This window comes from Nocardioides sp. T2.26MG-1 (genome assembly GCF_950101795.1).
GTDB lineage: Bacteria > Actinomycetota > Actinomycetes > Propionibacteriales > Nocardioidaceae > Nocardioides.
On the sequence record NZ_CATNLZ010000035.1, the window covers coordinates 140,841 to 164,967 of the forward strand.

22 protein-coding genes are annotated in these 24,127 nt (G+C 72.8%); 17 read left to right on the forward strand and 5 right to left on the reverse strand.

All coding sequences use genetic code 11. The features are described 5' to 3' along the window. Positions 1-98 precede the first annotated feature (98 nt). The 7 genes from QQZ14_RS22565 (at position 99) to QQZ14_RS22595 (ending at position 7,327) form a co-directional block, all read left to right on the forward strand. Complete coding sequence (locus QQZ14_RS22565; RefSeq protein ID WP_284536674.1) at positions 99-1,184, forward strand: branched-chain amino acid aminotransferase; 1,086 nt, start codon at positions 99-101, stop codon at positions 1,182-1,184. 51 nt (positions 1,185-1,235) lie between these two features. Next, positions 1,236-1,595, forward strand: a complete 360-nt coding sequence (locus tag QQZ14_RS22570; RefSeq protein ID WP_284536675.1) for a cupin domain-containing protein — start codon at positions 1,236-1,238, stop codon at positions 1,593-1,595. Between the two features lie 19 nt (positions 1,596-1,614). Next, positions 1,615-2,676 carry a FecCD family ABC transporter permease gene (locus QQZ14_RS22575; RefSeq protein WP_284536676.1) on the forward strand — a complete coding sequence of 354 codons (1,062 nt, stop codon included), beginning with the start codon at positions 1,615-1,617 and terminating at the stop codon, positions 2,674-2,676. Beyond that, positions 2,673-3,731 carry a FecCD family ABC transporter permease gene (locus QQZ14_RS22580; RefSeq protein ID WP_284536677.1) on the forward strand — a complete coding sequence of 353 codons (1,059 nt, stop codon included), beginning with the start codon at positions 2,673-2,675 and terminating at the stop codon, positions 3,729-3,731. Before QQZ14_RS22575 ends, QQZ14_RS22580 begins: the two co-directional genes overlap by 4 nt. Beyond that, positions 3,728-4,564 (forward strand): ABC transporter ATP-binding protein, encoded by an 837-nt coding sequence (locus QQZ14_RS22585; protein WP_284536678.1) that lies wholly within the window; start codon positions 3,728-3,730, stop codon positions 4,562-4,564. The genes QQZ14_RS22580 and QQZ14_RS22585 overlap by 4 nt, the downstream gene beginning before the upstream one ends. A 100-nt stretch (positions 4,565-4,664) precedes the next feature. After that, on the forward strand, positions 4,665-5,669 hold the full coding sequence (locus QQZ14_RS22590) for an iron-siderophore ABC transporter substrate-binding protein (protein ID WP_284536679.1): 1,005 nt from the start codon (positions 4,665-4,667) through the stop codon (positions 5,667-5,669). 71 nt (positions 5,670-5,740) lie between these two features. Beyond that, a complete protein-coding gene (locus QQZ14_RS22595; protein ID WP_284536680.1) occupies positions 5,741-7,327 on the forward strand; it encodes a serine/threonine-protein kinase in 1,587 nt (528 codons plus the stop codon). On the opposite strand, the gene QQZ14_RS22600 is transcribed toward QQZ14_RS22595, so the two are convergent. Next, positions 7,312-9,405 carry a GH92 family glycosyl hydrolase gene (locus QQZ14_RS22600; protein ID WP_284536681.1) on the reverse strand — a complete coding sequence of 698 codons (2,094 nt, stop codon included), beginning with the start codon at positions 9,403-9,405 and terminating at the stop codon, positions 7,312-7,314. The two genes, QQZ14_RS22595 and QQZ14_RS22600, sit on opposite strands and share 16 nt — an antisense overlap. Before the next feature lie 195 nt (positions 9,406-9,600). Here QQZ14_RS22600 and cimA point away from each other — a divergent pair, with 195 nt between their 5' ends. From cimA to QQZ14_RS22615, 3 genes are all read left to right on the forward strand, one after another. Then, positions 9,601-11,205, forward strand: a complete 1,605-nt coding sequence (gene cimA / locus QQZ14_RS22605) for a citramalate synthase (RefSeq protein ID WP_284536682.1) — start codon at positions 9,601-9,603, stop codon at positions 11,203-11,205. A 235-nt stretch (positions 11,206-11,440) separates the two neighbouring features. Beyond that, positions 11,441-12,256, forward strand: a complete 816-nt coding sequence (locus tag QQZ14_RS22610; RefSeq protein ID WP_284536683.1) for a phosphatase PAP2 family protein — start codon at positions 11,441-11,443, stop codon at positions 12,254-12,256. A gap of 139 nt (positions 12,257-12,395) precedes the next feature. Next, on the forward strand, positions 12,396-12,827 hold the full coding sequence (locus QQZ14_RS22615; protein WP_284536684.1) for an NUDIX domain-containing protein: 432 nt from the start codon (positions 12,396-12,398) through the stop codon (positions 12,825-12,827). 10 nt (positions 12,828-12,837) lie between these two features. On the opposite strand, the gene QQZ14_RS22620 is transcribed toward QQZ14_RS22615, so the two are convergent. Continuing rightward, on the reverse strand, positions 12,838-13,491 hold the full coding sequence (locus QQZ14_RS22620) for a hypothetical protein (RefSeq protein ID WP_284536685.1): 654 nt from the start codon (positions 13,489-13,491) through the stop codon (positions 12,838-12,840). A gap of 100 nt (positions 13,492-13,591) precedes the next feature. Next, a complete protein-coding gene (locus QQZ14_RS22625; RefSeq protein ID WP_284536686.1) occupies positions 13,592-13,903 on the reverse strand; it encodes a DUF6054 family protein in 312 nt (103 codons plus the stop codon). 95 nt (positions 13,904-13,998) lie between these two features. On the opposite strand from QQZ14_RS22625, the gene QQZ14_RS22630 reads away from it, so the two are divergent. Further along, a complete protein-coding gene (locus tag QQZ14_RS22630; RefSeq protein WP_284536687.1) occupies positions 13,999-14,700 on the forward strand; it encodes a VOC family protein in 702 nt (233 codons plus the stop codon). Between the two features lie 25 nt (positions 14,701-14,725). Then, positions 14,726-17,092, forward strand: a complete 2,367-nt coding sequence (gene uvrA / locus QQZ14_RS22635) for an excinuclease ABC subunit UvrA (RefSeq protein WP_284536688.1) — start codon at positions 14,726-14,728, stop codon at positions 17,090-17,092. Between the two features lie 3 nt (positions 17,093-17,095). On the opposite strand, the gene QQZ14_RS22640 is transcribed toward uvrA, so the two are convergent. After that, positions 17,096-17,707 (reverse strand): TetR/AcrR family transcriptional regulator, encoded by a 612-nt coding sequence (locus QQZ14_RS22640; protein ID WP_284536689.1) that lies wholly within the window; start codon positions 17,705-17,707, stop codon positions 17,096-17,098. A gap of 75 nt (positions 17,708-17,782) precedes the next feature. Here QQZ14_RS22640 and QQZ14_RS22645 point away from each other — a divergent pair, with 75 nt between their 5' ends. Next, positions 17,783-18,331, forward strand: a complete 549-nt coding sequence (locus QQZ14_RS22645) for an NAD(P)H-dependent oxidoreductase (RefSeq protein WP_284536690.1) — start codon at positions 17,783-17,785, stop codon at positions 18,329-18,331. Between the two features lie 28 nt (positions 18,332-18,359). Further along, positions 18,360-19,760 carry an amidase gene (locus QQZ14_RS22650; RefSeq protein ID WP_284536691.1) on the forward strand — a complete coding sequence of 467 codons (1,401 nt, stop codon included), beginning with the start codon at positions 18,360-18,362 and terminating at the stop codon, positions 19,758-19,760. A gap of 4 nt (positions 19,761-19,764) precedes the next feature. Here QQZ14_RS22650 and QQZ14_RS22655 read toward each other — a convergent pair whose 3' ends face one another. Beyond that, the gene (locus QQZ14_RS22655) at positions 19,765-20,913 is read right to left on the reverse strand and encodes an ROK family transcriptional regulator (RefSeq protein ID WP_284536692.1); all 1,149 of its coding nucleotides are present in this window, start codon (positions 20,911-20,913) and stop codon (positions 19,765-19,767) included. An 85-nt stretch (positions 20,914-20,998) separates the two neighbouring features. Between QQZ14_RS22655 and QQZ14_RS22660 the strand changes: the two genes are divergently transcribed. From QQZ14_RS22660 to QQZ14_RS22670, 3 genes are read left to right on the forward strand one after another with little or no spacing between them, the layout of a single operon-like run. After that, positions 20,999-22,333, forward strand: coding sequence for an extracellular solute-binding protein (locus tag QQZ14_RS22660; protein ID WP_284536693.1), 1,335 nt, complete (start codon positions 20,999-21,001; stop codon positions 22,331-22,333). A 2-nt stretch (positions 22,334-22,335) separates the two neighbouring features. Beyond that, positions 22,336-23,271 (forward strand): carbohydrate ABC transporter permease, encoded by a 936-nt coding sequence (locus QQZ14_RS22665; RefSeq protein WP_284536694.1) that lies wholly within the window; start codon positions 22,336-22,338, stop codon positions 23,269-23,271. Continuing rightward, a complete protein-coding gene (locus QQZ14_RS22670; protein ID WP_284536695.1) occupies positions 23,268-24,122 on the forward strand; it encodes a carbohydrate ABC transporter permease in 855 nt (284 codons plus the stop codon). The genes QQZ14_RS22665 and QQZ14_RS22670 overlap by 4 nt, the downstream gene beginning before the upstream one ends. Positions 24,123-24,127 lie beyond the last annotated feature (5 nt).

Consider the following 24,127-nt stretch of genomic DNA (forward strand, 5'->3'; position numbering starts at 1 on the left):
GTGTCGTGCGGGTTTGGGCTGCCAGCAGCCGAACCCGACGACGCTCCGAGGCCTCCGACCGACTGCAACTACCTGGAAGGCCTACTAAGTTGTCCCCCATGGAGATCAGCACCACCCCGTCGACCACCGCAGTCTCCGACGAGCGCCTGGCGGAGATCCTCGCCAATCCGGGCTTCGGTGTGCACTTCACCGACCACATGCTCACGGTCGAGTGGACGCCCGACGCGGGCTGGCATGCGGCGCGTGTCGAGCCCTACGGGCCGCTGACGCTGGACCCGGCGACGGCCGTCCTGCACTACGCGCAGGAGATCTTCGAGGGGATGAAGGCCTACCGCCACGAGGACGGGTCGATCTGGTCGTTCCGCCCCGAGGAGAACGCCGCGCGGATGGTGCGCTCGAGCAAGCGGCTCGCGCTGCCCGAGCTCGACGTCGCCGACTTCGTCCAGGCCGTCGACGCGCTGGTGGCCGTCGACCAGCGGTGGGTCCCCGACAGCACTGAGCCGGGGGCGGGGGAGAAGAGCCTCTACCTGCGGCCGTTCATGTTCGCCTCCGAGGCGTTCCTGGGCGTCCGGCCCGCGCAGCACGTCACGTTCATGGTGATCGCCAGCCCCGCCGGCGCCTACTTCAAGGGCGGCGTCAAGCCGGTCACGCTGTGGCTGACCGAGGAGTACACCCGGGCCGGCCGCGGCGGCATGGGCGCGGCGAAGACCGGCGGCAACTACGCCAGCTCGCTGGTCGCCCAGCAGGAGGCGACCGCCAACGGGTGCGACCAGGTCGTGTTCCTCGACGCCCAGGAGGGCAGGTACGTCGAGGAGCTCGGCGGCATGAACATGTACTTCGTCCACGACGACGGCACCATCGTGACCCCCGAGATCGGCACGATCCTCGAGGGCATCACCCGATCGAGCATCATCGAGCTCGCCGGCAAGCTCGGCCACCAGGTCGAGGAGCGGAAGTTCTCCATCGACGAGTGGCGCGAGGGCGTCACGAGCGGCCGGATCACCGAGGTCTTCGCGTGCGGCACCGCCGCGGTCGTCACCCCGGTCGGCGCACTCAAGTGGGACGGGGGAGAGGTGCCCGCGCCCGCGAGCACCGACCTCACCATGCGCATCCGCCAGGCCCTCGTCGACATCCAGTACGGTCGCGCCGAGGACACCTTCGGCTGGATGCACCGCATCGTCTGACCGAAGGGCCGTGCTCGGCCGGCCGCGCACGGATCGCCGTAGTCTCACCACATGGCGAAGCCGTCTCCTGTCTCAGATTCCTCCGCTCATCTGGAGCTGATCGACGCGCTGCCGGTCGTGGCGGAGTCGACCACCTCGCGGGTCCTGGTCACGAACGACGTGATGCGGATCGTGCAGTTCACCTTCGACGCGGGGGAGATGCTCACCGAGCACACGTCACCGCGCGCCGTGGCAGTCCAGCTGGTCAGCGGCCGGATGCGGTTCACGGTCGACGGCACGGAGCACGTGATGGGGGATGGTGACGTCATCTACCTCGCGCCCGGTGCCACCCACGCGGTGGTCGCCGAGACGGCGTGCCGGATGACCCTGGTGATGGTGGACCTCCCGGCCTGGTCACCGACCAAAGGATAGGTGAGGCTACCCTAAGTGAGTGGCCCTTCTCCTGTGCGCGCAACCGACGTCCACCGCCGCGGCGGCCGGGTCGGAGCGGGCCACGTCGAGGCGAGGGCTCGCCGCGGTCGTCGCGCTGCTCGGGCTCCTCGCGCTGGCCCTGCTGGCCAGCCTGATGTGGGGCGCCCGCGAGATCGCGCCGGGCCAGGTCTGGGCGGCGCTGGTCGACCCGGTGTCGGGTGACGCCGACCACCACGTCGTCCGCGACCTGCGGGTGCCGCGCACGCTGATCGGCCTGGTCGGGGGCGCCGCCCTGGGTGCCGCGGGCGCACTGATGCAGGGGGTGACCCGGAACCCGATCGCCGACCCGGGTCTGCTCGGCATCAACTCCGGCGCCTCCCTGGCCGTCCTGGTGGCGATCTCGGCGCTCGGCGTGACGTCGGTGTCGGGCTACGTCTGGTTCGCGTTCGCCGGTGCCGCGGTCGCCGCCGTGGTCGTGTACGGCGCCGCCTCGCTCGGCTGGGAGGGCGTCACCCCGGTCAAGCTCGCCCTGGTCGGCGCCGCGTTCACCGCGACCGCGACCTCGGTGATCACCGTCGTGCTGCTCACCGACCAGCGGGCCCTGGACGACTACCGCTTCTGGCAGGTCGGCTCGCTCGCCAACCGGCCGATCGGCGTGCTGACGGCGGTGCTGCCGTTCGTGGCGCTCGGCCTGGTGCTCGCCCTGGCGGCCGGCCGGGTGCTCAACGCGCTGGCGCTCGGCGACGACGTGGCTCGCGGGCTCGGCCAGGACGTGGTCCGCGGGCGGCTGCTGGTGGTGGCCGCCGTCGTGCTGCTGTGCGGGTCGGCCGTCTCGATGGTCGGGCCGATCGCCTTCGTCGGGCTCGCGGTGCCGCACCTGGCGCGGGTCCTCGTGGGCCCCGACTACCGCTGGATCGTCGTGCTCTCGATGCTGCTCGGGCCGGTGCTGCTGCTGACCGCCGACATCGCCGGGCGCCTGGTGGCCCGGCCGGGCGAGCTCGAGGCCGGCCTGGTGGTCGCGGTGGTCGGTGCCCCGGTGCTGCTCGCGATCGTGCGCCGCTCACGCGGGATCGCCGCATGAGCGGCGCCGTCGCGGAGGCCGGGTACGCCGTCGCCGCGTCCGGGCTGCGCCGGGCCCGCCGGCGCCGGCGGGCCCGGCGCACGGCCGTGCTCGTGGTGCTCGCCGGGCTGGCCACCGTCCTGTCGGTCGCGGCCCTGATGATGGGGGAGTTCCGGCTCTCGGCCGGGCAGGTGCTGGGTGCCCTGGCCGGGTCGGACGACCCGTCGGCCCACTTCGTCGTCGTCGAGCTCCGCCTGCCCCGGCTGCTGCTCGGTGTCCTGGTGGGGATCGCCTTCGGCCTGGCCGGCGCGCTGTTCCAGTCCGTCCTGCGCAACCCGCTGGCGAGCCCCGACATCATCGGCATCTCCCAGGGCGCCAGCGCCGGTGCCGTCGCCGCGCTGCTGGTCGGCGGCGCGACCGGTGCGGTCGTGTCGGCGGCCGCCCTGGCCGGCGGGGCGGCGGTGGGCCTGCTGCTGTACGCCGTGGCCTGGCGCGGCGGCATGACCGGCCACCGCTTCGTGCTCTCCGGCATCGGCGTGGCCTACGTGGCCTCCGCGGTCGTGGGCTACCTGCTCACCCGCAGTGACGTGAAGCAGGCCCAGGTCGCGCTGCGCTGGATGACCGGCAGCCTCGCCCAGGCCGAGTGGTCGCTGGTGCGGGTCCTCGCGGTGGCCCTCGCGGTCCTGGTGCCCGCGGTCGCGCTGCTGGCCCGGGGGCTGGAACTGCTGCTGCTCGGCGACGACCAGGCCGGCAGCCTCGGGCTGCGTCCGGAGCTGGTGCGCGCCCTGGTGGTGGCGACCGGGGTCGCGCTGGCCTGCACCGCGACCGCGGCCGCGGGCCCGGTCGCCTTCGTCGCGTTCGTCGCCGCCCCCGTGGCGCGGCGGCTGCTCGGCGACGGCACGCTCGCGCTCGTCGAGGCCGCGCTGGTGGGCGTGGTCCTCGTCGTCGGCGCCGATCTCGTGGCCCAGCACCTGCTGCCCGCCGACCTGTCGGTGCCCGTCGGCGTCGTCACGGGGGCCGTCGGCGGCCCCTACCTGATCTGGCTGATGGCCACCGGAGGGAGAAGGACGACATGAGGGACGACAGCGGCCGGACGGGTACGACCTCGCTCGTGGCGCGCGGTGTGCACCTGGCCTACGACCAGCGGCGGGTCGTGCACGGCGTCGACCTCGCCGTACCGACCGGGCAGGTCACGGTGATCGTCGGTGCCAACGGGTGCGGCAAGTCCACGCTGCTGCGCGGGCTCGGGCGGATCCTGCGGCCGGTGGAGGGCTGCGTCGAGCTCGACGGCCGCGACCTGCAGAAGACCCGCCCCCGTGACGTGGCCGCGGTGCTGGGGCTGCTGCCCCAGCAGCCGGTCGCGCCCGAGGGCATCACGGTCGCCGACCTGGTCGGCCGCGGTCGCCACCCCCACCAGGGCGCCTTCCGCCGGTGGAGCGCCGGCGACGCCGACGCGGTCGCCCGGGCCCTGGCCCTCACCGACACCCAGGACCTCGTCGCCCGGCGGGTCGAGGAGCTCTCCGGCGGTCAGCGGCAGCGGGTCTGGGTGGCGATGATGCTCGCCCAGGACCCGCGCATCCTGCTGCTGGACGAGCCCACGACGTACCTCGACATCGCCCACCAGGTCGACCTCCTCGACCTGCTGGCCGAGCTCAACGAGCAGCGGGGGACCACCGTCGTGATGGTGCTGCACGACCTCAACCTCGCGGCCCGCTACGCCCACCACCTGGTGGTGATGGCAGAGGGACGGGTGATCCGCGAAGGTGCGCCCGCGGCGGTGCTCGACGCCGCCTGCGTGCGGGAGGCGTTCGGACTGGAGGCGCGGGTGATCGAGGATCCGGTCGCCGGCTGCCCGCTGGTCGTCCCGCTCGGACGGACCCGGGTGCGGCCGGCTGTTACGGCTGTGTAAGGTAAGGCTTACCTAACCAACGACCGCGTCGGCGGTCCCGCACCCCCGAGGAGTGGACGTGTCGTCCCTTCGCCCCCCGTCCCGGTCCACGCTGTCCCGCGTGGCCCTGCCCCTGGCCGTCGCCCTGCTCGCCCTGCCCCTGGCCGCCTGCGGCGCCGACGACTCCGCCGACGCCGCCACCGACACCGACGAGAGCACCGGCGAGGCGGCCTTCGAGCCGGTCACCGTCGAGCACGCCTTCGGCAGCACCGAGATCAGCGAGAAGCCGGAGCGGGTCGCGACCTGGGGCTGGGGCTCGCCCGACGCCGTGCTGGCCCTCGGGACGGTCCCGGTCGCGATGGAGGCGCTGACGTACGGCGCCGACGACGACGGCTTCATGCCGTGGCAGGTAGAGGCGTTCGAGGAGCTGGGGGAGACGCCGACGGCGCTGACGCCCGGCGAGGCGCCGCCGTTCGAGGAGATCGCCGCGGCCGCGCCCGACGTGATCCTGGCCAACTACTCCGGCATCACCGAGGCCGACTACCAGAAGCTGTCGAAGATCGCGCCCACCGTGGCCTACCCCGACCAGCCGTGGTCGACCCCGTGGCGCGACGTGATCACGACCGTGGGCGAGGTGCTCGGCGAGGCCGACGAGGCCGCGGAGGTGCTCGCGGAGATCGACGCCGAGGTGGCCGAGGCCGCCGCCGAGCACCCGGAGTTCGAGGGCAGGACGATCGCCGCGGTCGCGATCGACCCGAGTGCGTTCTACGTCTATCGCGGCGCCGACCCGCGGGTGCAGTTCCTCGAGGACCTCGGGTTCACGCTGGCGCCCAGCGTGGACGCGCTCGACACCGAGGAGAGCACGTTCTACTACACGATCAGCACCGAGAACGTCGACAAGCTCACCTCCGACGTGCTGCTCTCGTACGCCGCCGACCAGGCGCGGGCCGACGAGATCGCGGCGGACCCGACGTACCAGGCCATGGAGCAGTTCGCCGACGGCCGGGTCGCCAGCGTGGTCGGCGAGGACATCGTCTCCTCGGTCTCGCCGCCGACGGCGCTGTCGCTGACCTACAGCCTCGACACGTTCGTCGACGCGCTCGCCGAGGCCGTGCCCGCCTCCTGACGTCCACGTCCGTGGCGACCCTTCGACCGAGCCTCTCGGTCGGAGGGTCGCCGCACTTGTAGCCTCGCTACGTGACGACCTCGCCCCGTGACGACGCCGTGGCCACCGTCGGCGGCTACACGCTGCTCGCGCGGCTCGGCGAGGGCGGCATGGGCGTGGTGCACCTGGCTCGCCGCGGCCCCGCCGGCCAGCGGGTCGCGCTCAAGGTGCTACGCCCGCACATCGTCGGCGACGAGGAGGCACGCCGGCGGCTGGCCCGCGAGGTCGGGTCGCTGACCCGGGTCCGCAGCCAGTGGGTCGCCGAGATCGTCGACGCCGACCCGTGGGCGGAGGTGCCGTACGTCGCGACCCGCTACGTGCCCGGTCTCTCGCTGCACGACCTCGTGGTCGAGGAGGGCCCGGTTACCGGCGCCGACCTGCTCTGGCTGGCGTCCTGCCTGGCCGAGGGCATCGCGTCGGTGCACGCCGTCGGCGTGCTGCACCGCGACGTCAAGCCCTCCAACGTGCTGATGGAGGGACGCACCCCGATCCTCATCGACTTCGGGCTGGCCCGGGTCGCCGACGACCCCAAGCTCACCCACACCGGCTGGCTGCTCGGCACGCCGGGCTACCTCGCGCCCGAGATCCTGTACGGCGACGACGCGACGCCCGCCACCGACGTCCACTCCTGGGCGGCGACGGTCGCGTACGCCGGCACCGGCCACCCGCCGTTCGGCCGTGGCCCCTCGATGGCGATCATGGACCGGGTCCGGCGCGGCCAGTTCGACCTCGACGGTCTGCCCCCCGAGCTGCGCGAGGTGGTGGCCGCCGCGCTCGCCCCCGACCCGCTCGAGCGGCCCACGCTCGAGCAGCTCCTCGCCTGGCTGCGCCCGCTCACCACCCGGCCCGGCGAGCGGCGCACCCCGCCCCCGACCGCCCCGCCGCACGACCCCTACACCGTGCCGCTCGCGCTGGCCTCGCAGGCCGCCGCCGACGACACCACCGACGTGTGGCCCGGCCACGGCACCGCCGAGCCGCACACGCTCGCGCTCACCTCCTACCAACCGGGCTACCAACCGGGCGAGCCCGGCGAGCAGGCCCCGGCGCGCGTCCCCTGGGGGGAGCGGCTGCGCCGCGGCACCCTGCTGGCCGGCCTGGCGCTGGTGGCCGGCGCCGGGTGCGCGGCGTACCCCTGGATCGCCGTCATCCTGCTGCTCGTCCTGGTGTGGCTGCTGCGCAGTGGCTCGCTGGCCGGGTCCGCACGCGACCAGCGCCGCGACCTGCGCGGCCGCAAGTGGTACGACGGGGTGCAGCTGCTCGTCGCCACCCCGTGGCACCTCGTGCAGTCCGTGCCGGGCACGCTGCTGCTCGCGCTGTGGAGCGTCGGGCTGGCCCTGGCCGCGGCCCTCGTCTGCTACGCGGTCGCCGCCGGCCTCTCGCTGGCGCTGTTCGTGTGCGGGACCGCGCTGACGGTCTCGCTCTGGCTCGGGCCGGGTGGCTCGCGGGTCCGCGGACCGGTCTCGCGGGTGGTGAACCCGCTCGCCGCCGACCCGCGGCGCTGGATCGTCGCGCTCCTCCTCGTGGTCGCCGCCGCCGTCGGGCTGGGCCTGCGCGCCGACCTCTCCGGCACCACCTGGACGCCGGCCGACGGCCGGCCCAGCGCTCAGCTGCCGGGATAGGACGGGGGGCGGTCCGCCGGAGCCGTCCCCCACGAGGGCTCGACGTCGTCACTCGTGACGACCTCGATCAGCCGGGGGCGGGTGCCGAGCCACGACGACGTCCGCGGGACGCCGTCGACCAGCAGGGCCGCGGCGTGGCGTCCCGGGCCGGACCGGACGATCCGGGTCGCGTGGCCACCCCGGGGACGAAGCACCACGGAGTCGAACGCCGGCACCCCGGCGGCGAGGTTCGGCGTCCCCGGGGTGAGCGGGTAGAGCCCGATGGAGGACCACACGTACCAGGCCGACAGGCTCCCGAGGTCGTCGTTGCCCGGCAGGCCGTCGGCTGCCGGAGACCACAACTCCGCGCGGGCGCGGTCGACGACGTCCTGGGTGCGGGCGGGCTGGCCGAGCCACTGGTAGGCCCACGGGGTCAGGAAGGAGGGCTGGTTGCCGAGCCAGGCGTGGGGGCCGTCGCCGGCGTTGAGCTCGGTGAAGAACTCGTCGAGCCGCGCGGCGACCTCGTCGGCCGGGCCGAGGGAGCCGAGCAGTCCGGCCATGTCCTGGGGCACTCCGCCGAACGTGTACTGCACCGGGCTGCCCTCCTCGAAGCCTCCGACGACCGAGGACCCGTCGGCGTCGCGGGCACGGAGCAGGTCGCCGTCGAGCAGTGAGCGCCAGGTCGTGCTCCGGTCGACCAGGCGCTGGGCGAGGTCGCGGTGGCCGGCGGCCGCGGCGAGCCGGGAGATCGCGAAGTCGGCGGCGGCGTACTCCAGCGTGGTCGAGGCCCCGAACCGCTCGCCGGGCGTCGGGACCCAGCCGAGGCGGAGGTAGTCATCGAGCCCCGTCCGTGGCTGGCGTGCGAGGCGCTCGACGACCTCGTCGAGCGGGAAGTCACGAGCGCCGAAGGCCCAGGCGGCTGCGGCGATCGGGCCGGCGGGGTCGCCGCCCATCACCCCGCTGTCCTCCGCGACGACCGGCCACCGCGGGAACGCGCCGCCCTGCCGCGCGTCGCGCAGCAGCGACCGCACGACCTGGGACGCGACGTCGGGGCGCAGCCAGGCCAGCAGCGGGACCTGGGTGCGGTAGACGTCCCACCCCGAGATCGAGCTCAACTGGACGTCACCCGCGGCGAGTCGGTGCACCCGGCCGTCGAAGCCGGGGTAGCGCCCGTCGGCGTCGCTGACCGGCGTCGGGTGCAGGAACGCGTGGTAGACGGCCGTCCGCAGCAGCGCCCGGTCGGTCGCGTCGCCTCCGGTCGCCGCGACCCGGTCGAGCTCGGTGTCCCAGGCGGCGGCCGCGGAGCCGGCCAGCCGGTCGACCGACCAGCCGATGCCGGAGCGGTCGAGGTTGCGCCGGGCGCCCGCGGCGTCGACGAAGGAGATCGCCACCTGCGCCCGGACCCTGCGCTCGCGCCCGAACCCGACGCCGGCGCCGCCGTCCCACCTCGCGCGGGAGCGGATCGGCCGGTCGAAGCGGTAGAGCACGTTCACGACGTACTCGCCCGGCCGGTCGCAGAAGCCGCCGCTGCGCACGCGCACCGCGACCTCGCGGTCGCCCGGGAACCACACGCCGTGGCCGCGGGTGCCGTTCAGGCTGCCGTCGGCCTTGACCAGGACGGTCGCGCGCCGGCCGGCGGGGTAGGTGAAGCGCATCAGGCCGGCCCGCGTCGCCGCCGCGAGGTCGACCCCGACCGCGCCGGCCCGGACGGAGTAGCGCCCGGGCACCGCCCGCTCGGTGTCGGCGCGGATCGGGACGGTCGCCGTCGCCGGGTCGCGGGGGGCGGTCCCCGCGATGGGCAGGAGCGGTGCGTCGCCGAAGACCGGGCAGCCGGCGCCGGAGAGGTGGGTGGGGGAGAAGCCCCGGACCGCCGGCTCGCCTGCGGCATACCCGGACGAAGCGCCGCCGGTCGTGTCCGGGCCGAGCTGGACCATCCCGACCGGCACCGTCGCCGCGGGCGTGGTGTTGCCGCTGAACCACGGGCGCGGCCCGCCGGTGCCGACGAACGGGTCGGCGGGCTCGGCCGCGACCGGCGCGATGGTGCCCCCGATCCCGGTGAGCAGCCCGAGGCCGAGGAGGACGAGACGGCCGGGGCGCATCAGCCCAATCTAGGCGCAGCCCGTGATCCGGATGTCGAGATCGCTCGCTCGCGATGTGGTCGCCGTGGCACCATGAGTCCGTGCACCACCAGCAGATCATCATTTGCTAGCGCGTCGAGCCTCCCGCCCGACGCGCCGACCTCTCGTACTCCGAGAGGTTTTTTCATGTCTGGCCCACCCAGCCGAGAGAGAACCATGGACCTGCACGGCGCCTTCCACGTCTACGACACCACCCTGCGCGACGGCGCCCAGCAGGAGGGGCTCAACCTCTCCGTCGCCGACAAGCTCTCGATCGCCCGGCAGCTCGACGGGCTCGGGGTGGGCTACATCGAGGGCGGCTGGCCGGGCGCGAACCCCAAGGACACCGAGTTCTTCCGCCGCGCCGCGCAGGAGCTGGACCTCGAGCACGCCCGGCTGGCTGCGTTCGGCGCCACCCGACGTGCCGGTGTGAAGGCGGCCGACGACCCGCTCGTGGCCGCGCTGCGCGACAGCGGCGCCTCGGTGGTGACGCTGGTCGCGAAGTCCCACGACCGCCACGTCGAGCTGGCGCTGCGCACCACGCTCGAGGAGAATCTCGCGATGGTCCGCGACACCGTGAGCCACCTGCGCGCCGAGGGGCAGACGGTGTTCCTCGACGCCGAGCACTTCTTCGACGGCTACCGGGCCAACCGGGCCTACGCGCTCGAGGTGTTACGCACGGCGTACGACGCGGGCGCCGAGGTGATCGCGCTGTGCGACACCAACGGCGGCATGCTGCCGGCCTGGGTCGCCGACGTCGTGCACGACGTGCGCGAGAACGCCGAGGTGCGGGTCGGCATCCACTGCCACAACGACACCGGCTGCGCGGTCGCCAACACGCTGGCGGCCGTGGACGCCGGCGCCACGCACGTCCAGGGCACGATCAACGGCTACGGCGAGCGCACCGGCAACGCCGACCTGATCGCGGTGGTCGCGAACCTCGAGCTCAAGCTGGACCGCCGGGTGCTGCCGCCCGGCCTGCTCACCGAGGCCACCCGGATCGCGCACGCGGTCGCCGAGGTGACGAACTTCCCGCCCGCATCGCGGCAGCCGTACGTCGGCAGCTCGGCCTTCACCCACAAGGCCGGCCTGCACGCGAGCGCGATCAAGGTCGACCCCGACCTCTACCAGCACATGGACCCCGCGGCCGTCGGCAACGACATGAGGCTGCTGGTCTCCGACATGGCCGGGCGGGCCTCGATCGAGCTGAAGGGCCGCGAGCTCGGCTTCGACCTCTCGGGCGACTCGCCCGACGACAAGGCCCTCGTCACCAGGATCACCGAGCGGGTCAAGCGCCTGGAGAACCGCGGCTACACGTTCGAGGCCGCCGACGCGTCCTTCGAGCTGCTGCTGGCCGAGGAGGTCGAGGGGGTTCGCCCGTCGTACTTCGAGGTCGAGTCGTGGCGGGTGATCACCGAGACGCTCACCAAGCGGAGTGCGGACGAGGAGGCGGTCTCCGAGGCGACCGTGAAGCTCAAGGCCGGAGGCGTCCGCTACGTCGTCACCGGCGAAGGAAACGGGCCGGTCAACGCCCTCGACCACGCACTGCGTGAGGCGATCGTGCAGGCCTACCCGCAGGTCGCGAAGTTCGAGCTGATCGACTACAAGGTGCGCATCCTCGACCAGGGGCACGGCACCGACGCGATCACGCGGGTGCTGATCGAGACCAGCGACGGCGAGTCGTCCTGGGTCACCGTGGGCGTCGGCGCCAACGTGATCGAGGCGTCGTGGGGCGCGCTGGTCGACGGGCTGACGTTCGGGCTGCGCAAGCACGAGGTCTGAGCGCGTCCCCCTTCCTCTCCGACGAGCTCCGAGGTTCAGTCGTGACTTCTGACGCTCGAGTCCGGAGTCTTGTCCCGACTCAACCGTCAGAACTCCCGACTCAACCTGCCCGGCGGGGTCGTCCGCGTCAGCGGCCGGTCGAGCCGTCCGGTCGTCGACTGGGCAGGCGGGCTCGGTAGGGTCGGTGAGTGGCACGGTGGTTGCCGACTGGCGCCGCCTCCGCACCCTGATGACCATGCTCGACGACCCTGACAGCCCTCCGCGAACGGCCGACCCTGCGCCGTCGTACCGGCCCGCCGTCGCCCGTGCTGCCCGCGTCGCGCACGGCACCCGCGCGGCCCGAGCGGCGCGCGAGCTGATCCTGGTCGTCGCCCTGTTCGGCGTCTACAAGCTCGGCCGCGCGCTCGTCGCCGACCAGGAGGGCGTCGCCCTGCGCCACGCCGACCTGGTGCGTCGGCTCGAGGACGTCCTGCGGCTGCCCTCCGAGGCGGCCCTCCAGGCGGCCGTCGGCTCGGATGCCCTGTTCCGCGCCGCGAACGTCTACTACACCGGCGTTCACTTCCCGCTGATGGTGCTGTTCCTCGCCTGGGGCTTCGCCCGGCGCGCGCCGCACGAGTACGCGTGGGCCCGCAACCTGCTGGTCCTCCAGACCGGGTCCGCGCTGCTCATCCACCTCGCCTTCCCGCTCGCGCCGCCTCGGATGTTCCCCCAGTGGGGCTTCACCGACACCATGACGATCCTCGGACCCTCGCCGTACGACGGCGCCAGTGGTGCGATGGCCAACCAGTTCGCGGCGATGCCGAGCCTGCACGTCGGCTGGGCGGTCCTGATCGCCTACGTCGTCGCCCGCACCGGACCGCGCTGGCTGGCGGTGATCACCGCGGTGCACGCGGTGGTGACGGTGCTCGTCGTGGTCGTCACCGCCAACCACTGGTGGGTCGACGGCATCATCGGGGTGCTCCTGCTCGTGGTCGCCGACCTCGTGTTGAGCCGGGCCGGCCGAGGCCCGGAGCCGCTGCCGGCGGCGTCCACGCCGACACAGCCGCGCTAGGGACGCCGGGCCGTCGCCTGGCGGGCATCATCGCGGTGTGGAGACGCTGAGAAGCAGTGAGGTGTTCGCGAACCGGTGGTTGTCGGTCCGCGAGGACGCGGTCCGGCGACCGGACGGATCGACCGGTCACTACACAGTCGTGGACTCTCCCGACATCGCTCTGGTGATCCCCTCCGACGGAGACCGCCTGCACGTGGTCGAGCAATACCGCCATGCGGTCGCGGGCCGGCGGTGGGAGTTCCCATCCGGGAGCGTCGACGGCAACGATGCCGATGCGGAGACGTGCGCCGACCGAGAGCTGCGCGAGGAGACCGGTCTGTCGGCCGGTTCCCTGACGCTGCTCGGCACGCTCGATGCGGCGCCGGGGACCCTCCGCCAGCGCTGCAGCGTCTTCCTGGCCACGGAGCTCACGCCGGGCGTGCCGCGGCGGGACGCCGCGGAGCAGGACATGCGATCAGCGTGGTTCGGCGTCACGGACGTCGAGCGCATGCTCCGCGACGGGAGCATCACGGACGCGAAGTCCGCCGCGGCGTACGCGTTGCTGCTCGTGCATCAGCACGTCCGGCACTGACACGACGACCTCACAGCCGGTCCAGCCACGGGTGGTCGGGGACCATCGACCCCAGGGCGGTCCGCAGCCAGGCGCGGGCCCGGTCGTCCAGCACCGGCAGGGTCGCCGCGAAGTCGGGCTCGTCCTTCGGGCGGCGCAGGCGGGCCTTGTAGGCGAGCACGATCTCCGGCCGGAGGTAGTGGATGCCGTCGGCGGCCCGCCAGGTGACCTGCTCCCAGGGCGCGACGTGTCCGTCGAGGAACTTGTTGCTCCACAGCCCGTCCACATCCGGCGTCAGCGGGATGTCGACGACCCAGGGCGAGGTGGCATCAGCGCGCAGCCACAGCTGACTGGCCGGCTCGTCGACGGTGCGCCAACGGCCTCCCAGGGGGTGCAGGACCCCGCCGACGTTGTTCCAGACGTGCCACCGGTCGCGGACGAGCTCCACGAACGCAGGTACGTCGCACACGAGCAGCGAGATGTCGGTGTCCTCGTGCTCGCGCCGGTAGCCGGTCGCCGCCTCGATCGCCCAGCCGCCGACGACCCACCACGGCCGGTCGAAGCCGGCCAGCTCGCGTGCGAGCTCCGCGGGCCCCAGCGGTGCCCACGGTCCGTAGAGCGCGAGGAACGCCTCGTCCTCGGCGTGCTCCTCGGCGGTCTTCTCGAGCGGGACCCTGGTCGGCACGCGTCCACCCTGCCCCGGCTGCGCGTTCAGCGACCGTCCTCGTCCAGGTAGCTCGGCGCGGGCCTCGTGCCGGACCGGTCGATGAAGTCCTCGAGCCCCCTCAGTGCCAGGTCGAGGAACGTCTCCTCGCCGAGGGTGTTGAGCTTGAAGAGGAGCGCGTTGGCGCCACCGGCGGCCACGAGCGGACCGAGAGGTCGGTGCCGACGGCGAGCACGCTGATGGACAGGCTGAGCCGGTTGCCGCCGGCGGCGCTGTACCGCTCGTACACGCGCACCAGCATCCGGGCGTCGCCGATGGTGTGGTCGACGGCGTGCTCCAACGTGGCGGTCATGCTGCCGGAGACGATCGTCTCGTCGAGATGGGCGACGAGTGCGTCCGCGTCACCGGTCAGCCGCTGGTCGTGGTGTGCCATGGATCGTGTCCTTCCCCCGTGTCTCTCGGCACGCTAGCGCGACGGCACGCAGAAATGGGATGCGCCGTTCCGCGGCCCGTGCCTACGGTGCCGAGATGTCCTTGGAACTCGTGGCGGTGACGTACGACGCTCGGGACCCGGCCGGTGTGGCGGCGTTCTGGGGTGCCCTGCTCGGCCGGGAGGCCGTCGACGGTCCGGACGGGGTCCTGCTGCCCGGTGGCGGCGGCCAGGTCGGGCTCGAGTTCGTCGCCTCCGACTCGGTGAAGGCCGAGCCGGACCGCTACCACCTCCACGTGACCAGCGCCGCTCCCGGGGACCAGGAGCGGATGGTCGAGACGGCGCTCGGTCTCGGGGCCCAGCACCTGGACGTCGGCCAGCTGCCCGAGGAGCGCCACGTGGTGCTCCGCGATCCGGGCGGCAACGAGTTCTGCGTGATCGAGCACGGCAACAACTTCCTCGCCGGGTGTGGTCTGCTCGGCGAGGTCACCTGCGACGGCACCCGTGACGTCGGCCTGTTCTGGCACGAGGCCCTGGGATGGCCGCTGGTCTGGGACGAGAACGAGGAGACCGCGGTCCAATCGCCCGACGGTGGCACGAAGGTCTCCTGGGGTGGCCCGCCGGTGGCCCCGAAGCTCCGGCGCAACCGGCAGCGCTTCCACCTCGCGGCGACGGGCCTCGCGGCCGACATCGCCCGTCTGGTGGCACTCGGGGCGACCGAGGTCGGACCGGACCGGGGTGGCGTCGAGCTCATCGACCCGGACGGCAACGAGTTCCTCGTCACGTCGTCCGCTACGTAGCGCCCAGGCGGGGTACCGCTCACGAGTGACCTCCGACGCGCCCGACCAGATGGTCCGCGTCCGCGGCGCCAGCGAGCACAACCTGCGCAACGTCGACGTCGACATCCCCCGGGACGCGATGGTCGCGTTCACCGGGGTCTCCGGCTCGGGCAAGTCCTCGCTGGCCTTCGGCACGTTGTACGCCGAGGCGCAGCGACGGTACTTCGAGTCGGTGGCGCCGTACGCCCGACGGCTGCTCCAGCAGGTCGGCGCCCCGCACGTGCAGGAGATCACCGGCCTGCCCCCGGCCGTCGCCCTCCAGCAGCGGCGCGGCGCCGCGACATCGCGCTCGTCGGTCGGCACCATCACCACGCTGTCCAACCTGCTGCGGATGCTCTACTCGCGGGCGGGCGACTACCCGGCCGGTGCCGAGCACCTCGCCGCGGAGGCGTTCTCGCCCAACACCGTCGCGGGCGCGTGCCCGCGCTGCCACGGTCTGGGCGTCGTGCACGACGTCACCGAGGAGCTGCTCGTCCCCGACCCGTCGCTCAGCATCCGCGAGGGCGCGATCGCGGCCTGGCCCGGCGCCTGGCAGGGCGCCAACCTGCGCAGCATCGTCACGGGTCTGGGCATCGACGTCGACACGCCGTGGCGCGAGCTGCGCAAGAAGGACCGGGACTGGCTGCTGTTCACCGACGAGCAGCCCTCGGTGCTCATCAAGCCCGAGCGTGACCGCATCGACTACGGCTACTACGGCAAGTTCTGGAGCGCCCGCAAGCACGTCATGCACGTCCTGGCCGACTCCAAGAGCGAGCGGATGCGCGAGCGCGCGCTGCGGTTCGTCGAGGACGCGCCGTGCCCCGACTGCCACGGCAGCGGGCTGCGGCCGGAGGCGCTCGCGGTCACCTTCGCCGGGCACTCCATCGCGGAGGTCAACCAGCTCCCGTTCACCGAGGTCGTCGCGCTGCTGAGCCCGGTCGCGGACCTGCCCGAGGAGACCCACGAGGTCGCCGTGCGGATCTGTGCCGACCTGGTCGCCCGGGTCCGGGTGCTGCTCGACCTCGGCCTCGGCTACCTCAGCCTCGGTCGCAGCTCGACGACGCTCTCGCCCGGCGAGGCGCAGCGCCTGCGGATCGCGACCCAGCTGCGCTCCGGGCTCTTCGGTGTGGTCTACGTCCTCGACGAGCCCTCTGCGGGGCTGCACCCCGCCGACGCGGAGCCGCTGCTCGACGTGCTCGACCGCCTGAAGGCGTCCGGCAACTCGCTGTTCGTCGTGGAGCACGACCTCGACGTCGTACGGCGTGCCGACTGGGTCGTCGACATCGGCCCGGGCGCCGGCGAGGCGGGCGGCCGGGTGCTCTACAGCGGTCCGGTCGCGGGCCTCGAGGACGTCACGGAGTCGGCGACCGGTGCCTACCTGTTCGGTCGGGCCGAGCGGCTCGAGCACGACGTGCGCGACCCGCAGGGCTGGGTGAAGCTCGCCGGAGTGTCCCGGCACAACCTGCGCGACGTGTCGGTCGACGTCCCCCTGTGCGTGCTGACCGCGGTCACCGGCGTGTCCGGATCGGGCAAGTCGACCCTGGTCAGCCAGGTGCTCGCCGAGGACCCGACCGCGATGGAGTCGTTCGACCGTCTGGTGCTCGTCGACCAGCGGCCGATCGGGCGGACGCCGCGGTCCAACCTCGCGACCTACACCGGGCTGTTCGACGCGGTGCGCAAGGTGTACGCCGCGACCGACGAGGCGCAGGCGCGTGGGTACGGCGCCGGGCGCTTCTCATTCAACGTCGCCGAGGGTCGCTGCGAGACCTGCCAGGGTGAGGGCTTCGTCGCGGTCGAGCTGCTGTTCCTGCCCGGCACCTATGCGCCGTGCCCGGCCTGCCACGGCGCCCGCTACAACGACGAGACGCTCGAGGTCGCCTATCGCGGCAGGAACGTCGCGGAGGTCCTCGCACTGTCCGTCGACGAGGCCGCCGCGTTCCTCGCCGACGTCCCGGCCGCCGCCCGGAGCCTGGAGACGCTGCGCGACGTCGGCCTGGGCTACCTGCGGCTCGGGCAGCCGGCGACCGAGCTCAGCGGCGGTGAGGCCCAGCGGATCAAGCTCGCGACCGAGCTGCAGCGGGCGCGCCGCGGGCACGCGCTGTACCTGCTCGACGAGCCGACCTCGGGCCTGCATCCTGCGGACACCGCGCTGCTGCTGCGCCAGCTGCACCGGCTCGTCGACGCCGGCAACACGGTGGTCCTGGTGGAGCACGACCTCGACGCGATCGCCACCGCCGACTGGGTCATCGACCTGGGTCCGGGCGGGGGAGACGCGGGCGGCCGGGTAGTCGCGACCGGCACGCCGGTCGAGGTCGCGCGGGTCGAGGCGAGCGTGACCGCGCCGTACCTCGCGCGCCGGCTCGCCCGGGCCTGAGCGTCACCGCGGGGGAGCGGCGTCGCCGACGATCCGCCGGGCCAGGTCGACCCACCCCGCGTGGACCCGGTCGATCGGGAACCCGTCGTTGTGCAGCTGCTGGTCGAGGATCGGTATCTCCATCGGCGCCAGGAGCGCGGTCGCGAGCAGTGGCAGGTCGCCGGTGACGCCCAGCTCGGCGAGGAGGTAGCGCACGTGCATGGCGACCAGGGAGTACGCCGCCGAGGACCGGGTGCCGGCCGCTCCCGCGGCCCGGATGAGGTCCGCGTGCAGGAGCGTCGTCTCCAGCCGCGACCGCCCGAAGGCGACCAGCCGCTCCCACGGCGGCGCGCCCGGTCCGAGCGGCGGGGGGCCGAACAGCAGCAGGCGCTGCCACTCGGTCTCCGAGTGGTCGAGGACGGCCGCCATCAGGCCTTCCTTGGACCGGAAGCGACGGAAGACCGTGCCCTTGCCGACGCCGGCCGCCGCAGCCACCGCATCCATCGTCACGGCCTGCACGCCGTCGCGCTCGACCAGCTCCCGGGCCGCGACGAGCAGCGCCTCGCGGTTGCGCGCGGCGTCGCGCCGCTCCGGGGGCGGACCGGTGAGCAGGGGCAGCAGCTGGTGCTCGGACATGGCGGGCCCAGCCTAGGGAGCCACTCCTTGAGATGCCTGGGAATAGAAAACGGACCATGGTCCGTTTCGTCCGGCATGACCACAACCATCGCTGTCCTCGTCGGCAGCCTCCGCACCGACTCTGTCAACCGCCGCATCGCCCAGGTCCTGCGCGACCAGGCCCCCGAGGGCGTGACCGTCGATATCGTCGACGGCCTCGGAGAGGTCCCGTTCTACAACGAGGACATCGACAACCCCACGGCGATCCCGGCCTCGGCCGCCCGGCTGCGGGAGCGGGTCGGGGCCGCCGACCGCGTGCTCGCCGTGACCCCGGAGTACAACGGCACGATGCCGGCCGTTCTCAACAACGCCATCGACTGGCTCTCCCGCCCGTACGGCGCCGGCGCGATGGTCGGCAAGCCGTTCGGCGTCGTGGGCGCCACGCCCACGCCGTACGGCGGCAAGTGGGCGCACGCCGACGCGGCCCGGTCCGCGGGTGTCGCGGGCGCGGTCGTCGTCGAGGACGTGACCGTGTCCCAGTCGGCGGTCGACGTCGACCCGCTGACCGACGCGCACGTGCTGGAGAAGCTCCACCGCGCGGTGCGGACCCTCGCGGAGTACGACGTCGACGGCGCCGCTGCCTGACTCGCGCGAGGAGCGCTAGCGTCGGGTCGTGGCCGAACTCCATGACCTGACCGCCGTCGAGCAGGGCGGGCTCGTGCGACGCCGTGAGGTGTCGCCCCTCGAGCTCGTCGACCACTACCTCGAACGCGCCGACCGTCTCGACACGGTCGGCGCGTTCGTCACGCTCACGCCCGAACGGGCGCGTGAGCAGGCCCGGGCGCTGGGTGACGTGCCGGAGGGAGCGTCGCCTCTGTGGGGGGTGCCCACCGCGATCAAGGACCTCAACCTGACCGCGGGGGTGCGGACGATGTTCGGGTCTGCGGCGTTCGCGGACTTCGTGCCCGAGGTGTCCGACAACGTCACCCTCTCGGTCGAGGCCGCCGGGATGGTGAGCCTCGGCAAGACCAACACCCCCGAGTTCGGCTCGCCCTGCTACACCGAGCCGGACGTCGGGCCGCCCGCGGTCACGCCCTGGGACCGCACCCGGACCGCCGGCGGCTCCTCGGGCGGCGCCGCGGCCGCCGTGGCGGCCGGCCTGGTGCCGCTCGCCCCCGGCTCCGACGGCGGCGGGTCGATCCGGATCCCCGCCTCCTGCTGCGGGCTGGTCGGGCTCAAGCCGACTCGCGGCCGGATCAGCGGCTCCCCGATGTACGGCGACGCGGTGGGCCTGGCCACGGCCGGGCCGATCGCCCGGACCGTGCGCGACACCGCCGCACTGCTCGACGTGCTCGCCGGTCGTCGCGTGGGCGACCCGTTCTGGGCGCCACCTCCGTCGGAGACCTTCCTCGCCTCCTGCGACCGCGACCCGGGCCGGCTGCGGATCGCCCGCTTCGTCGAGCCGGTGATCACCGACACCGACGTCGACCCCGACTGCGTGCGCGCGTGGGAGGACGCCTCCCGGCTGCTCGAGTCGCTCGGCCACGAGGTCGTCGACGTCCCGGTGCCGCTGCCGCGCGAGGCGGTCGCGGACTTCGAGACCTGCTGGGCGGTGCTCACCGCGATGTCGGTCGTGCCGCCCGAGCGCGAGCACCTGCTGCGGCCGCTGACCCGGTGGCTGAGCGCCCGCGGCCGGGCCGTGGACGGACCCGACTTCGGCCTCACGGTCGGCGCGGTGCGGCGCCACGCCGCCGGTGCGCTGGCCGCGCTCGCGGCGTACGACGCCGTGCTCACGCCCACGCTCGCCAGCCCTCCGGTGCTGGTCGGGGCGATGCGCAACGATCAGGACCCGAACGCCGACTTCGAGGCACAGAAGGCCTTCACGCCGTGGACGTCGGCGTGGAACGTCACCGGCATGCCGGCGGTCTCTTTGCCGCTGCACTGGACCGAGAGCGGCCTGCCGGTCGGGGTGATGCTCGCCGCCCGGCCGGCGGAGGAGGAGCTGCTGCTCGCGCTCGCCGCGCAGATCGAGGCGGCCGCACCCTGGGCCGATCGGCGGCCGCCCGGCTGGTGACCGGTCAGCCGGTGACCTCCATCAGGGCGAGTCTCGCGGACTGTGCCGCCAGGTACACCGCGCCGATGACACTGGCCCGGTCTCCGAGGCCGGACCTGATCACCGAGGGCGGGAACGGGATCATCGCCTCCGCCAGGTGGGCGGCCCGCGCGATCAGCCGGTCGTTGTCGCCCACCCCGCCGGTGAGGACGACCGCCTCGGGGTCGATGACCGCGCAGATCGAGGCCACCACCGACGCGATCCGCGCACACTCCTCCTCGACGAGCGCCACCGCCGGCTTCTCGCCGGCCGCTGCTCGACGGAACAGGTCCTCGACCGTGGTGGGCGGCTCCCCGGCCCAGCCTGGGCGCGACCGGGCATCGTGCAGCAGGCTCAGGCCCCCAGCCTCGTCGTGGGCGCGCGCGTCCACCTTGCGGCGCTTCCCGAACGGAGGGAGGAACGCGACCTCGCCCGCCGCGCCGTGCGCCCCGCGCATGACCCGGCCCTCGTGCACGATGCCAGCGCCGATGCCGGCGCCGACGGCCACCACGGCGAACGTGCTGAGCTCGCGGGCGACGCCTCGCCAACGCTCGCCCATCGCGGCCAGGTTGACGTTGTTGTCCAAGACGACGGGGACGTGGAAGGCGTCCGCGAACGGCGTGTGGAAGTCGAAGGGCTCGAACTGGTCGATGTTCGAGGCATAGCTGACGGTGCGTCCGTCGTGGGACAGCACGCCCGGGACGGAGACGGCGATCGTGTGGAGCGGAACGGCGGCCAGCCGCGAGGCGAGCAGCGTGGAGCGGAGCAGCTCGGTCGCCTGGCCGACGATGGCCGGCCCGCCGGGGCGGGCGGTCGGCTGGTGCTGCTCGGCCACCAGCGTCCCGCGCAGGTCGGTGAGGACGACCCGGACGTTGCTGCCGCCGATGTCGACGGCCGCCAGCGCCCCGGCCTCCTCGGGGACCTCGTACAACGTGGCCGACCGCCCGGGTGCGCCGCTCTGCTGGCCGACCGCGTGCGCGAGCCCGCGTTTCTCCAGCTGCTGGATCGCGGTGAAGATCGTCGGACGGGACAGGCCGCACGCCGAGGCGAGGAACGGACGCGTCACCGGCTCCTCCTGGTCGAGAAGGAGCCCGAGCACCTGGTCGGTGCTCGATCCGTGTGCTGGTGCAGTCACAAATCTCCCCTGTCGCCCTTGACGCCCTCCTGGCACGCTGAGAATATCCATTCAATAAGCAACCTGCCTAACAAATGGAGACGTCATGAAGCCCACATCACCCTCCTCGGGCTCGATCGCCGGGATCATCGCGCCCCGGCCCACGCGACGCGGACTGCTCGTCGGCGGCAGTGCTCTCGGGCTCTCCGGCCTGCTCGTCGCCTGCGGGGTCGGCGGCGGGGGTGGGAAGAAGGGCGGCGGCGGCAGCGGCAGCGGCAGCATCCGGGCCCTGTTCATGCAGCAGGCCGGCTACTCCGAGGAGAACATCCAGGAGATGACCGCTGCCTTCATGAAGGCCAACTCGGGCATCAAGGTCACGGCGGACTTCGTCTCCTACGAGGCGCTGCACGACAAGACGGTGGCGGCGGCCCCGGCCGGGACCTACGACGTGGTGCTGATCGACGTGATCTGGCCGGCCGAGTTCGGCACGAAGAACATCGTCGCCGACGTCACGGACCGCTGGCCCGACGACTGGAAGCAGCAGATGCTCGGCGGCGCGGTCACGACGCCGCAGTACGACGGCAAGTTCTACGGGGTCCCGTGGATCCTCGACACCAAGTACCTCTTCTACAACACTGCCCAGCTCGAGAAGGCCAAGGTGGACGCCGCGGAGCTCGACACCTGGGACGGCGTGCTCACGGCCGCTCGTGCGCTCAAGGAGAGCGGGGTGAAGTACCCGCTGATCTGGTCCTGGCAGCAGGCAGAGGCGCTGATCTGCGACTACACCCAGCTCCTCGGTGCGTTCGGTGGCACCTTCCTCGACGACGCCGGGCAGCCGGCGTTCAACCAGGGCGGCGGCGTCGCGGCCCTGGAGTTCATGAGGCAGACCATCGTCGACGGCCTCACGAACCCGGCGTCGACGCAGTCGCTCGAGGAGGACGTGCGGCGGGTGTTCTCCTCGGGTCAGGCCAGCATCGCCCTGAACTGGACCTACATGTACGGGCTGGCGAACGACCCGAAGGAGAGCCAGATCCCGGGCGACGTCGCCGTGCTGCAGACGCCCGCCGGGCCGGTCGGCCGTCCAGGCGTCAACGGGAGCATGGCCCTCGCGCTCACCGCGACCAGCGAGAACCAGGACGCGGGCTGGAAGTACATCGAGTACCTCACCAGCCAGCCCGTGCAGGACAAGTACGCGCTGAGCTCCCTCCCGGTCTGGGAGAGCTCGTACGACGACCCCAAGGTCGTCGAGACGAACCCCGCCGTCGTGCCGCAGGCGAAGAAGCAGCTCGGCGACATGATCCTGAGGCCCCAGGTCGCGAGCTACAACGCGATGTCCCAGGTCCTCCAGGCCGAGATCCAGAAGGCGCTGCTGGGTGACAAGGAGCCCCAGCAGGCCCTCGACGACGCAGCCTCCGAGGCCGCCAAGCTGCTGGAGTCCTGACGGTGAGGTCGACCGTCCGGGAGGCCGACCGTCCCTGGGCACGCCAGGGCGCGGGACAGCACGAGGGGCGCTTCGCGCTCCTCCTGCTGCTGCCCGCGGCCGTCGTCGTGTTCGGGGTCGTGATCTGGCCGGTCGTCCGGACCCTGGTCGTCTCGCTGTACGACGTCGACAGCGCGATGCCGGGCTCCTACCCGTTCGTCGGTCTCGACAACTACGTCCGGGTGTTCCAGGACGACCGGTTCTACACCGTCCTCGGGCACACGATGTACTTCACGCTGGTGTCGACGTTCCTCGAGCTCGCCCTGGGGATCGCCGTGGCGCTGCTGCTCAACGCGCCGTTGCGGGCCCGGTGGCTGTGGCGCAGCATCGTGGTCCTGCCGTGGGCGCTGCCGACGATCGTCAACGGCGCCCTGTGGCGGTGGATCTACAACGGCCAGTACGGCGCGCTCAACGGCCTCCTGGACACGCTGGGCATCTCGGAGACCCCGACGCAGTGGCTCGGCGAGCCCTTCCTCGCGCTCAACATGGTGATCATCGCCGACGTCTGGAAGAACACCTCGATCGTCGTGTTCTTCATCCTCGCCGGCCTGCAGACCATCCCCAGCGACCTCTACGAGGCGGCCCGCGTCGACGGCGCGGGTCCCTGGCGGGCGTTCTGGCGACTCACGATCCCGATGCTGGCGCCCTCGATCGCGGTCGTGCTGATCCTGCGCACGATCGAGGCGTTCAAGGTCTTCGACATCATCTACGTGATGACCGGCGGTGGGCCGGCGAGCGGGACGCAGACGATCGCGTTCTACACCTACCTCCAGGCGTTCTCCAACCAGCTCTTCGGCTACGGCGCCGCGCTGGCGTACCTGATCGTGCTGGCCGTGTTCGCCCTCGCGATGGTCTATCTGCGGATCCTCAAGCAGAACCAGTTGGCGGGTGTCGAATGAGACCGAGTCGGGCCTACCTGATCTGGATCCACGTGGCGGCGGTGGTCATGGCCCTGGTGGTGCTGGCGCCGTTCGCCTGGTTGGTGATCTCCAGCATCTCGCCGCCCGCGGAGCTGCTCTCGCCGCACCCGCACTGGTGGCCGGACCACCCGACCCTCGAGAGGTACCGGGCGATCTTCGGCTCCGAGGGCGGCGGCGGCGACGTCGCCGCCAACTTCCGCAGCGCCATGCTCAACAGCTTCGTGGTCGCGTCGGCAACGACCGCCGTGTCGCTGGTCGTGGGGGTGCTCGGCGGATATGCGTTCGCGCGGTTGACGTTCCGCTTCCGGCGGACCTCGCTGTTCGGCTTCCTGGCGATCTACATGCTGCCGCCGATCGCCCTCGTGATCCCGCTGTACCTGGCGCTCGCCAACCTCGGGCTGCTCGACACGAAGATCGGCCTCATCGTCACCTACAGCTCGATCGTGACGCCGTTCTGCCTCTGGACGATGAGCAACTACTTCCTCAGCCTGCCTCGGGACCTCGAGGACGCGGCCCGGGTCGATGGCTGCAGCCGGATGGGCGCGCTCGTCTGGGTGATCCTCCCGCTCGCGAGGCCGGGCATCCTGACCACCGGCATGTTCGGGTTCCTGCTCGCCTGGGACGAGTTCCTCTACGCCCTGATCTTCACCTCCAGCACGCAGTCGAAGACCATCCCCGTCGCGATCGCCGAGTTCACCGGCAAGCACTCCTCGGACTTCGGGCTGATCGCCGCCGGCGGGGTGCTGGCGACGATCCCGCCCGTCCTCCTCGCGCTGGCCTTCCAGCGTTACATCGTCGGAGGCCTGACCTCCGGAGCAGTGAAAGGTTGATCGAC

Bases quoted from the DNA above. Each gene is read 5' to 3' on its own strand.
- QQZ14_RS22565 (WP_284536674.1), top strand. From the start codon at position 99: ATGGAGATCAGCACCACCCCGTCGACCACCGCAGTCTCCGACGAGCGC.
- QQZ14_RS22570 (WP_284536675.1), top strand. From the start codon at position 1,236: ATGGCGAAGCCGTCTCCTGTCTCAGATTCCTCCGCTCATCTGGAGCTG.
- QQZ14_RS22580 (WP_284536677.1), top strand. From the start codon at position 2,673: ATGAGCGGCGCCGTCGCGGAGGCCGGGTACGCCGTCGCCGCGTCCGGG.
- QQZ14_RS22585 (WP_284536678.1), top strand. From the start codon at position 3,728: ATGAGGGACGACAGCGGCCGGACGGGTACGACCTCGCTCGTGGCGCGC.
- QQZ14_RS22600 (WP_284536681.1), bottom strand. From the start codon at position 9,405: ATGCGCCCCGGCCGTCTCGTCCTCCTCGGCCTCGGGCTGCTCACCGGG.
- cimA (WP_284536682.1), top strand. From the start codon at position 9,601: ATGGACCTGCACGGCGCCTTCCACGTCTACGACACCACCCTGCGCGAC.
- QQZ14_RS22610 (WP_284536683.1), top strand. From the start codon at position 11,441: ATGCTCGACGACCCTGACAGCCCTCCGCGAACGGCCGACCCTGCGCCG.
- QQZ14_RS22625 (WP_284536686.1), bottom strand. From the start codon at position 13,903: ATGGCACACCACGACCAGCGGCTGACCGGTGACGCGGACGCACTCGTC.
- QQZ14_RS22630 (WP_284536687.1), top strand. From the start codon at position 13,999: ATGTCCTTGGAACTCGTGGCGGTGACGTACGACGCTCGGGACCCGGCC.
- QQZ14_RS22640 (WP_284536689.1), bottom strand. From the start codon at position 17,707: ATGTCCGAGCACCAGCTGCTGCCCCTGCTCACCGGTCCGCCCCCGGAG.
- QQZ14_RS22645 (WP_284536690.1), top strand. From the start codon at position 17,783: ATGACCACAACCATCGCTGTCCTCGTCGGCAGCCTCCGCACCGACTCT.
- QQZ14_RS22660 (WP_284536693.1), top strand. From the start codon at position 20,999: ATGAAGCCCACATCACCCTCCTCGGGCTCGATCGCCGGGATCATCGCG.
- QQZ14_RS22670 (WP_284536695.1), top strand. From the start codon at position 23,268: ATGAGACCGAGTCGGGCCTACCTGATCTGGATCCACGTGGCGGCGGTG.